Origin of the sequence: Isoptericola chiayiensis (assembly GCF_013149805.1) — a bacterium.
In the GTDB taxonomy this organism is placed as follows: domain Bacteria; phylum Actinomycetota; class Actinomycetes; order Actinomycetales; family Cellulomonadaceae; genus Isoptericola; species Isoptericola chiayiensis.
The window spans coordinates 135,174-148,157 of sequence record NZ_JABEZT010000001.1; the positions used below are offsets into that span (position 1 = coordinate 135,174).

Annotated in this window: 12 protein-coding genes and 1 tRNA gene; 9 read left to right on the forward strand and 4 right to left on the reverse strand. The window is 73.0% G+C overall.

Translation table 11 applies throughout. The features are described from left to right. Window positions 1-103 precede the first annotated feature (103 nt). The 7 genes from HDG68_RS00545 to HDG68_RS00575 all read left to right on the forward strand — a co-directional run bounded on the left by HDG68_RS00545 (window position 104) and on the right by HDG68_RS00575 (window position 6,507). Window positions 104-179 (forward strand) — tRNA-Arg (locus tag HDG68_RS00545). Between the two features lie 214 nt (window positions 180-393). Beyond that, a complete protein-coding gene (locus tag HDG68_RS00550) occupies window positions 394-666 on the forward strand; it encodes a hypothetical protein (RefSeq protein ID WP_172148281.1) in 273 nt (90 codons plus the stop codon). A 100-nt stretch (window positions 667-766) separates the two neighbouring features. After that, window positions 767-2,077, forward strand: a complete 1,311-nt coding sequence (locus tag HDG68_RS17485) for a histidine kinase (protein WP_172148282.1) — start codon at window positions 767-769, stop codon at window positions 2,075-2,077. Beyond that, entirely contained in the window at window positions 2,074-2,739 is a 666-nt protein-coding gene (locus HDG68_RS16810; protein WP_172148283.1) for a response regulator, read from the forward strand. Before HDG68_RS17485 ends, HDG68_RS16810 begins: the two co-directional genes overlap by 4 nt. A 138-nt stretch (window positions 2,740-2,877) precedes the next feature. Then, window positions 2,878-4,395, forward strand: a complete 1,518-nt coding sequence (locus HDG68_RS00565) for an MmgE/PrpD family protein (protein ID WP_172148284.1) — start codon at window positions 2,878-2,880, stop codon at window positions 4,393-4,395. Further along, on the forward strand, window positions 4,395-5,306 hold the full coding sequence (gene prpB, locus HDG68_RS00570) for a methylisocitrate lyase (RefSeq protein ID WP_172148286.1): 912 nt from the start codon (window positions 4,395-4,397) through the stop codon (window positions 5,304-5,306). Before HDG68_RS00565 ends, prpB begins: the two co-directional genes overlap by 1 nt. A 58-nt stretch (window positions 5,307-5,364) precedes the next feature. Then, window positions 5,365-6,507, forward strand: a complete 1,143-nt coding sequence (locus tag HDG68_RS00575) for a bifunctional 2-methylcitrate synthase/citrate synthase (protein WP_172148288.1) — start codon at window positions 5,365-5,367, stop codon at window positions 6,505-6,507. A gap of 43 nt (window positions 6,508-6,550) precedes the next feature. On the opposite strand, the gene HDG68_RS00580 is transcribed toward HDG68_RS00575, so the two are convergent. From HDG68_RS00580 to HDG68_RS00595, 4 genes are all read right to left on the reverse strand, one after another. Then, on the reverse strand, window positions 6,551-7,177 hold the full coding sequence (locus HDG68_RS00580; RefSeq protein WP_172148290.1) for a CYTH domain-containing protein: 627 nt from the start codon (window positions 7,175-7,177) through the stop codon (window positions 6,551-6,553). Between the two features lie 136 nt (window positions 7,178-7,313). Continuing rightward, the gene (locus tag HDG68_RS00585; protein WP_172148292.1) at window positions 7,314-8,153 is read right to left on the reverse strand and encodes a D-alanyl-D-alanine carboxypeptidase family protein; all 840 of its coding nucleotides are present in this window, start codon (window positions 8,151-8,153) and stop codon (window positions 7,314-7,316) included. 184 nt (window positions 8,154-8,337) lie between these two features. Beyond that, entirely contained in the window at window positions 8,338-9,450 is a 1,113-nt protein-coding gene (locus HDG68_RS00590; RefSeq protein ID WP_172148294.1) for a hemolysin family protein, read from the reverse strand. After that, on the reverse strand, window positions 9,447-10,805 hold the full coding sequence (locus HDG68_RS00595) for a CNNM domain-containing protein (RefSeq protein ID WP_172148296.1): 1,359 nt from the start codon (window positions 10,803-10,805) through the stop codon (window positions 9,447-9,449). Before HDG68_RS00595 ends, HDG68_RS00590 begins: the two co-directional genes overlap by 4 nt. A 191-nt stretch (window positions 10,806-10,996) precedes the next feature. On the opposite strand from HDG68_RS00595, the gene HDG68_RS00600 reads away from it, so the two are divergent. After that, a complete protein-coding gene (locus HDG68_RS00600; protein ID WP_172148298.1) occupies window positions 10,997-11,725 on the forward strand; it encodes a response regulator transcription factor in 729 nt (242 codons plus the stop codon). A gap of 1 nt (window position 11,726) precedes the next feature. Then, entirely contained in the window at window positions 11,727-12,821 is a 1,095-nt protein-coding gene (locus HDG68_RS00605; RefSeq protein ID WP_172148300.1) for an ATP-binding protein, read from the forward strand. The last annotated feature ends 163 nt before the right edge of the window (window positions 12,822-12,984 follow it).

Consider the following 12,984-nt stretch of genomic DNA (forward strand, 5'->3'; position numbering starts at 1 on the left):
GCGCCCGGCCTCCGGCCACGTTTTCCGACCAGCCACGTCGCGGTGGTAGTCTCGTGCACCGTGCCGAGCGGTCGCCGTCAGTGACGGACGACGAGCGGCGCCCGCGCCTGTAGCTCAGCGGATAGAGCGTCTGCCTCCGGAGCAGAAGGTCGGGGGTTCGAGTCCCTCCAGGCGCACCATCGAGGTCCTCGGGTCGTCAGCGACCCGGGGACCTTCGTCGTTCTTGACCCCCGGCTCGGCTGGGACCTGATCCCCTCGATCGTGTCGCCGCGAGCGCCGGTATGGGAAGGGCTCGCCATCGCTGCCGCGTCGGCGCTGGCCTTCTGGCCGCTCTGGCGGTGCCAACGCACAGCGTCGTCCCTGTGGCACCAGGTGCCGGTGTGGGCTGCACTCGTGGCGGTCCTCGCCCTGACAGCCTGGGCCGTGGCGACCACCGAGCTGCCGTACAGCGCCATGTCCGTCCTGTCCGACCGGCCCTCGGCGCTGGACGGCGGGGTGTCCGACTCGCTCGTCGTGGCCTATGTGCGCCAGGGTGCGTTGAACCCGGTGACGCCCGTCTTCGTCGGCGTCCTGGTGGTGCTCGCGCTCGCCCGCCCGGGGGCCCGCCGCGCGTCGGCTCGCGCGACGACCGAGGTCGCGATCGAGGACGATCGGCCGGCCCGCTGACTCGGCCGCAGGTCGCCGGCCTCACCGACACGCGCGAGGGAGGCGGACTCCCCCGCGCGGGGGTGGCGGCGGCCATCTGGCGCCCGGCAGGATCGACGCCATGAGCAGCCACGACGTCCCCGCCCTGCCCTCGACCATCGACCGTCGATGGGTGACCTCGGCCGTGCTCGCCGCCGTTCTCGGCATCTTCCTGATGTTCTCGCCGCTGTGGCTGCCACCGGACCACGACATGGAACCCTCGGGCGACGGGATCGTCGAGGAGGTTGCCGACGGTCCATTCCTGCTGGGAACGAGCTGGCTGGACTCCGGCTATCTGCTGCCCCTGATCTCGTGGGCCGCGGGCCTGAGCTGCGTCGCCGCGGTGCTGATCGCTCGCCGTCGTCCGTTCACCGCGACGGCGCTCGCGGGCTGGCCGTTCGTCACCGTCTGGCTCCTCGGCACGTTCGTGTGGGGTTGGTGGCTCGCCCTGCTGCTGGTCGCCTACCTGGTGGTGCAGGACTCGTGGCGTCGCGCCGTCGTTCCGCTCGCGGTGACCCTGGCGACCGCGTGGTGTTACGCGCTGAGCGGCGTCCCGGCCATGCTGCCGATCGGCCCCGTGACCGCGGGCAGTGCCGACGCCCGGGAGGTTGTGGAAGCAGGTGTGCTCTACACCGTCGCGGTCGCCGTCATCGTCGGCGCAGCAGCGGCGGTCCGCCTCGTCCGCGAGTCCCGGCGCCGCAGCGACCGTGCGGCCGCCGTCGAACGCCACGCGCTCGAGGTGGAGTCCGTCGCGACCGAGCGGGCGCGGCTGGCCCGCGACCTGCACGACGTCGTCGCCCACCACGTCTCCCTGGTGGCGGTGCGCGCCGAGTCCGCCCCGTACACCCACCCGGACATGAACGACGACGCTCGGCGGGTCCTAGCGGAGATCGCCGACGACGCCCGGTCCGCACTCGGCGAGCTGCGCCAGGTCCTGAGCGTGCTGCAGCGCACCGCGGGGCCCGGCCGCGCCCCTCAGCCGACAGCGTGCGACGTCGCGGACCTGGTCGACCAGGCGCGGGCCGCCGGGCAGGACGTCACGCTGACCGGACGCTGCGACGGCGTGCCGGACGCGCCGGGGTACGTGCTGTACCGGGCGGCGCAGGAGGCCTTGACCAACGCTCGACGTCACGCCCCCGGAGCGCCGACCACCGTCGAGCTGACCCATGCGGCCCAGGTCGCCGGGCTGCGGGTCACCAACCCCGTCGACCGGACGGACGCGGTCGTCGTGCCCGGGCGGGGCCTGACCGGGATGCGCGAGCGCGTCGAAGCCCTCGGCGGTGCGCTCACCGCGGGAGTGGAGGACTCCGCGTTCGCGCTCGTCGTGACGCTGCCCACCGATCCGGACCGCGAGCCGACGGCGGCACCCACCGAGCGCGAGGAGGTCGCGTGACGCGCGTCGTCGTCGCGGACGACCAGCCCGTCGTCCTCCACGGATTCGCCTCCATCCTGGATTCCGCACCTGACCTGGAGGTGGTCGACACCGCGGGCGACGGCGCCGAGCTGCTGACCGCCGTCGCCCGCGACGCACCGGACGTCGCCGTCGTCGACGTCCGCATGCCGGTCCTCGACGGCATCGCCGCGACCGCCCGCATCGCCGCGGAGCACCCGTCGACCCGCGTGCTCATCCTGACCACGTTCGACCTCGACGAGTACGTCTACGACGCCCTGCGGGCCGGGGCCAGCGGGTTCCTGCTCAAGGACGTCACCGGCGCTCGCCTCATCGATGGCGTCCGGCTCGTCGCCGACGGCTCCATGCTGCTCGGCCCTCGGGTGACGCGCCGCCTCGTCGACGACTTCGCCGTCCGGGCCGGCACGCGGGACACTACCCGGATCGACACCCTCACCGCCCGCGAGTCCGAAGTGCTCCTGGAGGTGGCCCGCGGCCGATCCAACGCGGAGATCGCCGCCGAGCTGTTCATCGGCGACGAGACCGTCAAGTCCCACGTCTCGGAGGTCCTGCGCAAGCTCGGCTGCCGGGACCGCGTCCAGCTCGTCATCACCGCCTACGAGGCCGGCCTCGTAGGCACCCCGGATCGATCGGGAGGTCGATGACTCCGCACGGCACGACGGCGGTACCCGATACCGGCGTGGACGACCGGCCCGGGGCACGTTAGGTTCGCCGGAGCGGGCGCCGACGCCTGGCCCACCGCCACGGTGCCCGCGACGCCGCCCCCGCGACCCGGAGGATCCATGATCGACCACACCGTGCGCACCTACCGCGCCGACGAACCGCTCGCCCGCACCGACCAGCTCGCGTGGAAGATCGCGGACGTCGCGGCCGAGCAGCTCGACCCGACGCCGGAGGTCACCGACATGGTGATCAACCGGATCATCGACAACGCGGCGGTGGCCACGGCGTCGTTGGGGCGCGCCCCGATCCTCGCCGCCCGGGCGCAGGCCGAGGCCCACCCTGTCTCCCGCAACGGACGCGGGTCCACGGTGTTCGCCTCGCCACAGCGCACGAGCCCGGAGTGGGCAGCCTGGGCGAACGGTGTGGCCGTGCGAGAGCTGGACTACCACGACACGTTCCTCGCCGCGGAGTACTCCCACCCGGGGGACAACATCCCGCCGGTCCTGGCCGTGGCGCAGCACCTGGGACGCGACGGCGCGGACCTGCTGCGCGGCATCGTCACCGGCTACGAGATCCAGGTCGACCTCGTCAAGGGCATCTGCCTGCACGAGCACAAGATCGACCACGTCGCCCACCTCGGCCCGAGCGCGGCCGCCGGGATCGGCACGCTGCTGGGGCTGCCCGCCGAGACGATCTACCAGGCGGTCGGCCAGGCGCTGCACACCACCACGGCCACCCGTCAGTCCCGCAAGGGCGAGATCTCCACCTGGAAGGCGCACGCGCCGGCCTTCGCCGGGAAGATGGCCGTGGAGGCCGTGGACCGCGCGATGCGCGGACAGACCTCCCCCAGCCCGATCTACGAGGGCACCGACGGTTTCATCGCATGGATGCTGTCCGGACCCGAGGCGCGGTACACGGTGCCGCTGCCCGGCCACGGGGAGGACCGCACGGCGATCCTGGACACGTACACCAAGGAGCACTCCGCGGAGTACCAGGCCCAGGCGTGGATCGACCTGGCACGCCGGCTGGGCACCGAGCGGCCCGAGCTGCGGGAGGCCGGGGCGGTGCGGTCGATCGTGCTGCACACGTCCCACCACACCCACTACGTGATCGGGTCCGGGTCGGGCGACCCGCAGAAGTACGACCCGACCGCCAGCCGGGAGACCCTCGACCACTCGATCCCGTACATCTTCACCGTCGCCCTCCAGGACGGGGCGTGGGACCACGTCGCCAGCTACGCCCCCGAGCGCGCCGGCCGCCCGGACACCGTCGAGCTGTGGCGGAAGGTCACCACGGCGGAGGACGCGGAGTGGACCCGTCGCTACCACTCGGCCGACCCCGACGAGAAGTCCTTCGGCGGCCGGGTGGAGATCACCATGTCCGACGGCGAGACGATCGTCGACGAGATCGCCGTCGCCGACGCCCACCCCTTCGGGGCCCGTCCTTTCGCGCGTGAGCAGTACGTCGCCAAGTTCCGGTCCCTGGCCGACGGCGTCCTGGCGGAGGACGAGATCGAGCGGTTCCTCGACGTCGCCCAGCGTCTGCCCGAGCTGAGCGCCGAGGAGCTCGGCGGCCTGACCGTCACGCCCGCCGTCGACCCGGCCGCGGGTGCCGCCGTCGGGCGCGGGATCTTCTGATGCTGTACTCGGACCTCACTGTTGCCGCCAAGCGGGCGGCGTTCCGCGAGCGCCTGCGCTCCGGGGAGCTGCTGCAGCTCCCCGGTGCCTTCAACCCGCTCTCGGCCCGGCTGATCGAGCGCAAGCGGTTCGACGGCGTGTACGTGTCGGGTGCGGTCGTCGCGGCGGACCTGGGCCTGCCCGACGTCGGTCTGACGACGTTGAGCGAGGTCGCCGGCCGGGCCGGGCAGATCGCCCGGATGACGGACCTGCCGACGCTCGTGGACGCGGACACCGGGTTCGGCGAAGCCATGAACGTGGCTCGCACGGTCCAGACGATGGAGGACGCCGGCGTGGCCGGCCTGCACATCGAGGACCAGGTCAATCCCAAGCGGTGCGGCCACCTCGACGGCAAGCAGGTGGTCGACGAACCCACCGCGCTGCAGCGCGTCCGCGCCGCTGTCACGGCGCGTCGGGACCAGAACCTCCTGATCATGGCGCGCACCGACATCCGCGCCGCCGCCGGCCTGGACGCGGCGATCGAACGCGCCCGCGCACTCGTCGACGCCGGGGCGGACGCCGTGTTCCCCGAGGCGATGCGCGACCTCGACGAGTTCGCCGCGATGAGCGCCGCTCTCGACGTGCCGGTCCTGGCGAACATGACCGAGTTCGGCAAGTCCGAGCTGTTCACCGCCGACCGGCTGCGCGACGCCGGCGTCGCCCTGGTCATCTACCCGGTCTCGTTGCTGCGCCTGGCGATGGGGGCGGCGGACCGTGCGCTCGACGCCCTGCACGCGGAAGGGTCCCTCACCTCGCAGGTCGAGCACATGCAGACGCGTGCCGAGCTCTACGACCTGCTCGACTACCCCGCCTACAGCACGTTCGACGCCGGGGTGTACGACTTCTCCCTGGAGGGGCACCACCACCAGTGACCGCACGCCGGCGCCCACCACCCCGAGCGCCGGACGTCATCCGAGCGAAGGAGCACCGATGACCGACTCCCCCACCGAGCCCGACGTCCGCCGCGGACTGAACGGGGTCGTCGCCGACACCACGGCGGTGTCCAAGGTCGACCCGGAGTCCAACTCCCTGCTGTACCGCGGCTACCCCGTGCAGGACCTCGCGGCCACCCAGCCGTTCGAGGCCGTCGCCCACCTGCTGTGGCACGGCGAGCTGCCGACGGCGGACGAGCTCGCGGACCTGCGGGCCGCGGAGCGCGAGCACCGGGCCCTCGACGACGCGGTCCGCAGCGCGATGGATCTGCTGCCCACCGACGCGCATCCGATGGACGACGTCCGGACAGCCCTCAGCGTGCTGGGGGGCCGGGACGCGGCCGGCACCGAGCTGCTCGACCTCGCCGACCCGACCGCCACGCTGCAGCACGCGGTGCCCCTCTACGCCGCGCTGCCGGCCGTCGTCACGTACGCCCAGCGCCGTCGGCGCGGACTGGATGCCGTGCCGCCGCGCGACGACCTGGACCACGCCGCGAACACGCTGTGGATGACGTTCGGCGAGGAGCCCGACGCGACCGTCGTCGACGCGTTCAACCGCTCGATGATCCTGTACGCCGAGCACTCCTTCAACGCCTCGACGTTCACCGCACGCGTCGTGGCCTCGACGCTGAGCGACGTGCACTCGGCGGTCGTGGCCGCCGTCGGCGCCCTCAAGGGCCCTCTGCACGGCGGAGCGAACGAGGCCGTCATGCACGCCTTCGCCGAGATCGGGTCGGCGGACCGCGCGGCGGCCTGGCTGGACGAGGCGCTGGCCGCCAAGCGCAAGGTCATGGGGTTCGGGCACCGGGTCTACAAGCGCGGCGACTCGCGTGTGCCGACGATGAAGGGCGCCCTGGACTCCCTGGTGGCCCACTACGACCGTCAGGACCTCGCCGACCTGTACGACGCGCTGGAGTCGGCGTTCGTCGAGCGCAAGGGCATCTACCCCAACCTCGACTACCCGGCCGGTCCCGCCTACCACCTCATGGGCTTCGACACCGAGACGTTCACGCCCCTGTTCGTGGCGGCGCGGGTGACCGGGTGGACGGCCCACGTCGCCGAGCAGCAGTCGTCCAACGCGCTGATCCGGCCGCTGTCCGCGTACGTGGGCCACGAACGGCGCGAGATCCCGCAGCCGTGAGCGTCGCCGTCGCCCCGCCCGTCGTCGCCGGCGGGCGGGGCGATCAGACGTCCAGCTCCTGGTTGTCGCCGAAGTCGTCGCGGAAGCGCGGGCCGGTCTCGGCCAGCTCGCGGGCGTAGTCCGCCGCCCACTCGCCGAAGGGTCGGACCGCCAGCGACTCGTTGGAGAAGCGCCGGTCGTCGGTGATCTCGGTGACGCAGAACTCCGGGATCTGCAGGTCGGTGACCGGGCCCGAGCGTTCGCACTCGGCGACGATCAACGGGCTGTTCGCACCCCCGAACACGTCGACGGACCAGCCGTCGGCACCGAGCCAGACGGCGTAGCGCGTCTTCAGCACGCGAGCGCCGCCCCGGCGCACGAGCTCGCAGCCGACGAGCGGGTCGAGCTGCCGCTCGGCCTCGTACCGGGTGCCGCCCGCCGAGGGGCCCTTCACCGTCACCGCCGAGAAGTCGATCCGCTCGCGGTGCGCGTCCAGGACGTCACGGGGGTCGCTGCGGCCGTCGAGTCCTGCCTCGACGCCGTTGGCCTGCGCGCGCACGCGCAGCGCGTACCCGCCGTCGGACAGGAAGTAGGACTGCACGATCAGCGATGGCGCGTCCCGCAGCACCGCAGGAAGGTCGCGGACGAGGAAGCGGCGCTCGAACTCGAAGTCGGAGTAGTCGGTGGGCATCCTCCGACACTACGACGGTTCCCCGGGCGAGAGCTCGAGGCGGGCTCGCCTACCTCGGCGAAAGATTGCCTACCTCGCGGGAGGTTGGCCTACCTCGGCGGGAGTTGCCTACCCGCGGAGGGCGGCCCGGCGGCGGTCAGTGCCAGGTGGAGACTTCCTCGACACCCGGGCGGTACTCGAAGTGCCATGGCTCGTACTTGCCGGACCCGCCGCGCTGCGCCCACGGCGGGTTCTCCCAGCCGTAGGCCGGGGCGTTGTCCCAGAGCCACTGGTAGACCTCGGAGCTGCCTGTCTCCTTGGAGCACAGGTCGATCGCCAGTCCCCAGCCGTGCATCGACGTCCCCGGGGTGGCCGCGAGATACCCCCGGCTGGCCTTGACGGCGTACTGGGAGGACAGCGAGCGGTAGCTGTCGACCAGGCACAGGCTGCGGCCGAACCGGGCGCCGAAGGCCTCGTTGAGGGCGCTGAGCGCCACGGCCGCGTCCGGGCGGAGCTGTTCGCCGCTCTGCCACAGGTCGCACAGCGAGTGGTCGGCGAGCTGGCCGTTGGTGCCCTCGACCGGTGCGGACGGGTCGCAGTCCGGCAGGGGGTCCCGGCTGACCGTCGAGCGGCTGGCGACGTCGACCGACCTCTCGCGCGGGGCGGCGGCGATGGCGGACGCCGGTGCCGGGGCCGTGGCACCCGACTGCAGCACGGCGAGCGTCGAGGGTCCCGACGGCGAGCTCTCGAGGTCGAAAGGGGACCGTTCGTCGGCATCGGCGTCGGCCGTCAGCGGGACGGCGATGGTCGCCGCCGCGAGGGACCCGAGGACGGTCGCTCGGGTCACCCAGGTGTGCCCGGTCGGAGCGGCGTGCGCCCCGCGTCCCCGACGCGCCGGCCGGCGGCGGGGCCGGCGTCCGTCGCGGACCTCGGCGGCCTCCCGCAGCTCGCGACGGGAGCGGGGAGCGGGGGCGTCGCCCTGCGACGTCGTGTCCACGCCACCTCCGTGCTCTCGCGGGCCGCGCCGGGCGCGCCCTTCGTCGACGAGTTCTCGACCGCGACCTGCGCGGACGCACCGGTCGTTGCCGTTCTGTGACCGCACCCTAACGGTGACGCGCCTCACCGCCAAGTCCCAGGTTGTTCATACCCTGTTCAACCGCCGGCGGAGCGGTTCTGCACCCTCAGCGCCGGCGCTGCATCGCGTCACGGACCTCGCCGACGAGCTCCTCGAGGATGTCCTCGAGGAACACGACGCCCACGGTCCGGCCGCCCTCGTCCACCCGCGCCAGGTGCGCGCCGGAGCGCTGCATGGCCCGCAGGGCGTCCTCGACCTCCTCGTCCGGGCCGACGGTCGCGATGGCCCGGACACGCCAGGTGGGCACCGGGCGCGCCCGGTTGCCGTTGGTGGCGTACAGCACGTCCTTGAGGTGCAGGTACCCGATGAGGCGGGCACCACCGTCCAGGTCCGTCCCCGCGTCGCCGCGACCGGCGCCCGCCTCCGGCGGCCCAGCCGGCTCAGCGGGCTCAGCGGGCTCGACCATCGGGAACCGGCTGTACCCGGTCTGCGCCACCAGGCGCTCGACGTCCTCCGGCGAGGCGCCCGGCGACAGGGTCACCAGGTCCGCCACGGGGACCATGACGTCGCGCGCCGTGCGCGAGGAGAACTGGATCGCACCGGCGAGCAGCCCCTGGTCGTCCTCGAGCACTCCTTCGGCGCGGGAGTGCTCCACGATGGACTGCACCTCCTCCACCGTGAAGGCGGAGGCGACCTCGTCCTTCGGTTCGACGCCGAGCGCGCGGATCGCGTGGTTGGCGACCCAGTTCAGCGCGACGATGATCGGGCGCACGACCCGGGCGATGAACACCAGCGGGGGCGCGAACCACAGTGCGGCCGCCTCCGGGCCGGTCACGGCCAGGTTCTTCGGGACCATCTCGCCGAGCACCACGTGCAGGTAGACGACGATGCCGAGAGCGATGACCAGCGCGACCGGGTGGACGAGCTGCTCGGGGATCCCGATCGCCTCGAACGGCCCCTCGAGCAGGTGCGCCAGCGCCGGTTCGGCGATGATGCCCAGACCCGTGGAGCACACGGTGATGCCGAGCTGGGCGCACGCCAGCATCAGCGAGACGTTCTCCATGGCCCACAGGACGACCTTGGCGCGCTTCTCCCCCGCCTCGGCGCGTGGCTCGATCGTCGAGCGCCGCACCGACAGCACGGCGAACTCGGCTCCGACGAAGAAGGCGTTGCCGACGAGCAGCAGCAGGCCGATCAGCAGTGCGGTGGTGGTGCTCATGCCGCACCCCCCGCGACGGTCGTGGAGGCGTCGTCGCCGGCCACCCGGAGGCGTTCCACCCGGCGTCCGTCGACGATCTCGACGCGCAGGACCACGCCGTCGACGTCCACGGTGTCACCCTCGGCAGGCAGGCGTCCGAGGCGGTCCATGACCAGGCCCCCGAGCGTCTCGTACGCCGCGCCCTCGGGAACGCGCAACCCCGTGGACTCCTCGAGCTCGTCGGGCCGCAGCACGCCGGGCACCGCCCAGGAGCCGTCGGCGAGCCGGGCGACCCCGCCGCGGCGGCGGTCGTGCTCGTCGGCGACGTCCCCGACGAGCTCCTCGACCACGTCCTCGAGCGTCACGACGCCGGAGGTGCCGCCGTACTCGTCCACGACGACGGCCATCTGCAGGCCCAGGCCGCGCAGCTCGACGAGCAGCGGACCGAGCGTCACCGTCTCCGGCACGCGGGGTGCCTCGACCATCAGCGCCCCGGCCGGGACGTCGTCGCGCCGGTCGTCGGGGACCCCCACGGCGCGGCGCAGGTGGACCAGCCCGACGACGTCGTCCCGGTCGTCGCCGATCACGGGGAAGCGGGAGTGCCCGGTGCGGTGCGCCAGCGCCACGACCTCGCGCGCGCTGGTGTCCCGCCCGACGACGGACATGCGGGTGCGGTCGGTCATGACGTCGCGCGCGGTCAGCTCATCCAGCTCCAGGGAGTTGGCCAGCAGGGTGGCGGTGCCCGCCTCCAGCGTCCCCTCCTGGGCGGAGCGGCGCACCAGCGACAGCAGCTCGGAGGACGACCGGGCGCCCGACAGCTCCTCGCGCGGCTCGACACCCATCCGGCGCAGGATCGCGTTCGCGGACCCGTTCAGGACGGCGATCAGCGGCCCCGCGCCCACGGTGAACACCCGCTGCAGGGGCACGACGGCGCGCGCGGTCGTGTGCGGGGTCGACAGGGCGAAGTTCTTGGGGATCAGCTCGCCGAAGAGCATGGAGAAGGCGTTCACCACGATCAGGGCCAGCACGCCCGCCAGGACGCCGGCGACGCCCTCACCGAGCGGTGTCGCGGAGAACCCGGCGCTGAACAGCGACAGCAGGGCGGGCTGCGCGGTGTAGCCCAGCAGGATGGTGGTGACGGTGATGCCGACCTGCGCGGAGCTCAGCTCCGTGGACAGGTGCTTGAGCCCGGCACGGACGATGCGGTCCCGACGGTCGGGACCCTTCCGGCCGGGCGGCGGACTGTCGCCCTCCTCGTCGTCGGCGCCGACGACGGCGGGATCGAGGGTCACCAGCGAGAACTCGCTCGCCACGAAGATCGCGGTACCGGCCGTCAGCAGCACACCCACCGTGACCATGAGCACGTCGGTCAGCACGTCGGCTCCCGGTGGCCGGTCGGGCCGTTCGTGCGGTCAGGGTGGTCGGTATATCGACTGTCATCCATCGTGCGCAGATCGTATCCGGTCTCCCGGCCGCCGTGCACACCCCTCCCTCACCCCAGGGCGCGACGACCGCCACGCCAGCCGATGCCCAGCGAAACCTCAGGGTCTGAGTGCAAGATGGGGACATGACCACCACTGCGAGCAGCTCCGGGCAGGGCCAGCAGAACGCGACGGTGCTCGTCGTCGAGGACGAGCCGACCATCGCCACCGCCATCGCGCAGCGGCTCTCCGCCGAGGGCTGGCGGGTCGAGGTCGCCCGCGACGGGCTGTCCGGCGTCGACGCCGCCGCGCGGCTGCACCCGGACGCCGTCGTGCTGGACGTCATGCTGCCCGGGATCGACGGGCTGGAGGTGTGCCGCCGCATCCAGGCCGACCACCCGACGCCGATCCTCATGCTGACCGCACGCGACGACGAGACGGACATGATCATCGGCCTCGGCGTGGGCGCGGACGACTACATGACCAAGCCGTTCTCGATGCGCGAGCTCGTCGCGCGCGTCAAGGCGCTCCTGCGACGCGTGGAGCGCGCGGCCCAGGCCGCGGCGGCAGCACCCGCCGAGCCGCCCCTCGTCGCCGGCGACGTCACGATCGACCGGGCCCAGCGCCGCGTGCACCGCTCGGGCGAGGAGGTCCACCTCACCCCCACGGAGTTCGAGCTGCTGGTGATGCTCGCCGCCGCCCCGAAGACCGTGCAGACCCGCGAGAAGCTCCTGGCGGAGGTGTGGGACTGGGCGGACGCGAGCGGGACCCGCACCGTGGACTCCCACATCAAGGCGCTGCGTCGCAAGCTCGGTCCGGAGCTCATCCGCACGGTCCACGGCGTGGGGTACGCGTTCGAGCCGCCGGCGGACTGACGTGGAGCCGACGCAGCCGGGCGCGCGCCGCCCGGAGCACCACCGTCTCGACGTCCGCCCCCTGGACCCGGTGCACTCGCTGAAGGTGAAGCTGGGCCTCCTGGTCGTGGCGAGCGTCGCCGTGGGGGTGCTGATCACCTGGATCGGCCTGCGCAACGAGCTCGGGCCCAGCCGGACGTTCCCGCTGGCGATCCTGGTCTCGCTGCTGCTGACCTGGCTGCTCGCGCGGGGCATGACGTCCCCGCTGCGGGAGATGACGGCGGCCGCCCAGGCCATGGCGGACGGCGACTACTCGATCCGGGTGCGCTCCACGAGCCAGGACGAGGTCGGTCAGCTGGCCGAGGCGTTCAACACCATGTCGCGCGACCTGGAGGCCTCGGACCGCATCCGGCGCGAGCTCGTCGCCAACGTCTCGCACGAGCTGCGCACCCCGGTCGCGGCGCTGCAGGCACAGCTGGAGAACATGGTCGACGGCGTCACCGAACCGACGCCGGCCGCCCTGGAGGTCTCCCTGGAGCAGACCGAGCGCCTGAGCCGCCTGGTGACCTACCTGCTGGACCTGTCACGGGTGGAGGCGGGTGCCTCGGCGCTGACGCTGACGCAGTTCTCCGTGGGCGACTTCCTCGAGGAGTGCGCCGAGGCGGTGTCCATGGTCGACGCGGCCAAGGGCCTCACGTACGTCGTGGACGTCACGCCCGAGGACCTCGTGCTCGAGGCGGACGTCGAACGCCTGCGGCAGGTCGTGACCAACCTGCTGCAGAACGCGATCCGGCACTCGCCGCACGGGGGCACGGTGCGTCTCGACGCCTACCCGGTCGACGACGACGTCGTGGTCGAGATCGGCGACGAAGGTCCCGGCATCGCCCCGGAGGACCGTGACCGGGTGTTCGAGAGGTTCGCCCGGGGCTCCACGAGCGGACGCGCCCTGGCCGGCAGCGGCGGCACCGGGATCGGCCTGGCGATCGTGCGCTGGGCCGTGGACCTGCACGGCGGGCACGTGGAGGTCGCGGACACCGAGTCGGGCGCGACGATGCGGGTGACGCTCCCCGCGTCAGCCCGGCCCGCCGCCGGGGTGACGACCGAGTCCGCCCGCTGACCGCGTGAGATCCGTCACATGAGTCGTGCGTCGCACGACGGGCGTGGGGCGGCCATGACGCCGCACGACACAACGCGACCCTGGGCTTGCCTCGCCTATTACCCGAGGACCACGCGGGGCAGAAGCTGGCGGCCCGAGCGCCCGCGCGGGCGACGGCGTCGGC

Excerpts from the sequence above, each read along its gene's own strand:
- HDG68_RS17485 (WP_172148282.1), top strand. The coding sequence starts at position 767 with ATGAGCAGCCACGACGTCCCCGCCCTGCCCTCGACCATCGACCGTCGA.
- HDG68_RS00565 (WP_172148284.1), top strand. The coding sequence starts at position 2,878 with ATGATCGACCACACCGTGCGCACCTACCGCGCCGACGAACCGCTCGCC.
- prpB (WP_172148286.1), top strand. The coding sequence starts at position 4,395 with ATGCTGTACTCGGACCTCACTGTTGCCGCCAAGCGGGCGGCGTTCCGC.
- HDG68_RS00575 (WP_172148288.1), top strand. The coding sequence starts at position 5,365 with ATGACCGACTCCCCCACCGAGCCCGACGTCCGCCGCGGACTGAACGGG.
- HDG68_RS00580 (WP_172148290.1), bottom strand. The coding sequence starts at position 7,177 with ATGCCCACCGACTACTCCGACTTCGAGTTCGAGCGCCGCTTCCTCGTC.
- HDG68_RS00590 (WP_172148294.1), bottom strand. The coding sequence starts at position 9,450 with ATGAGCACCACCACCGCACTGCTGATCGGCCTGCTGCTGCTCGTCGGC.
- HDG68_RS00600 (WP_172148298.1), top strand. The coding sequence starts at position 10,997 with ATGACCACCACTGCGAGCAGCTCCGGGCAGGGCCAGCAGAACGCGACG.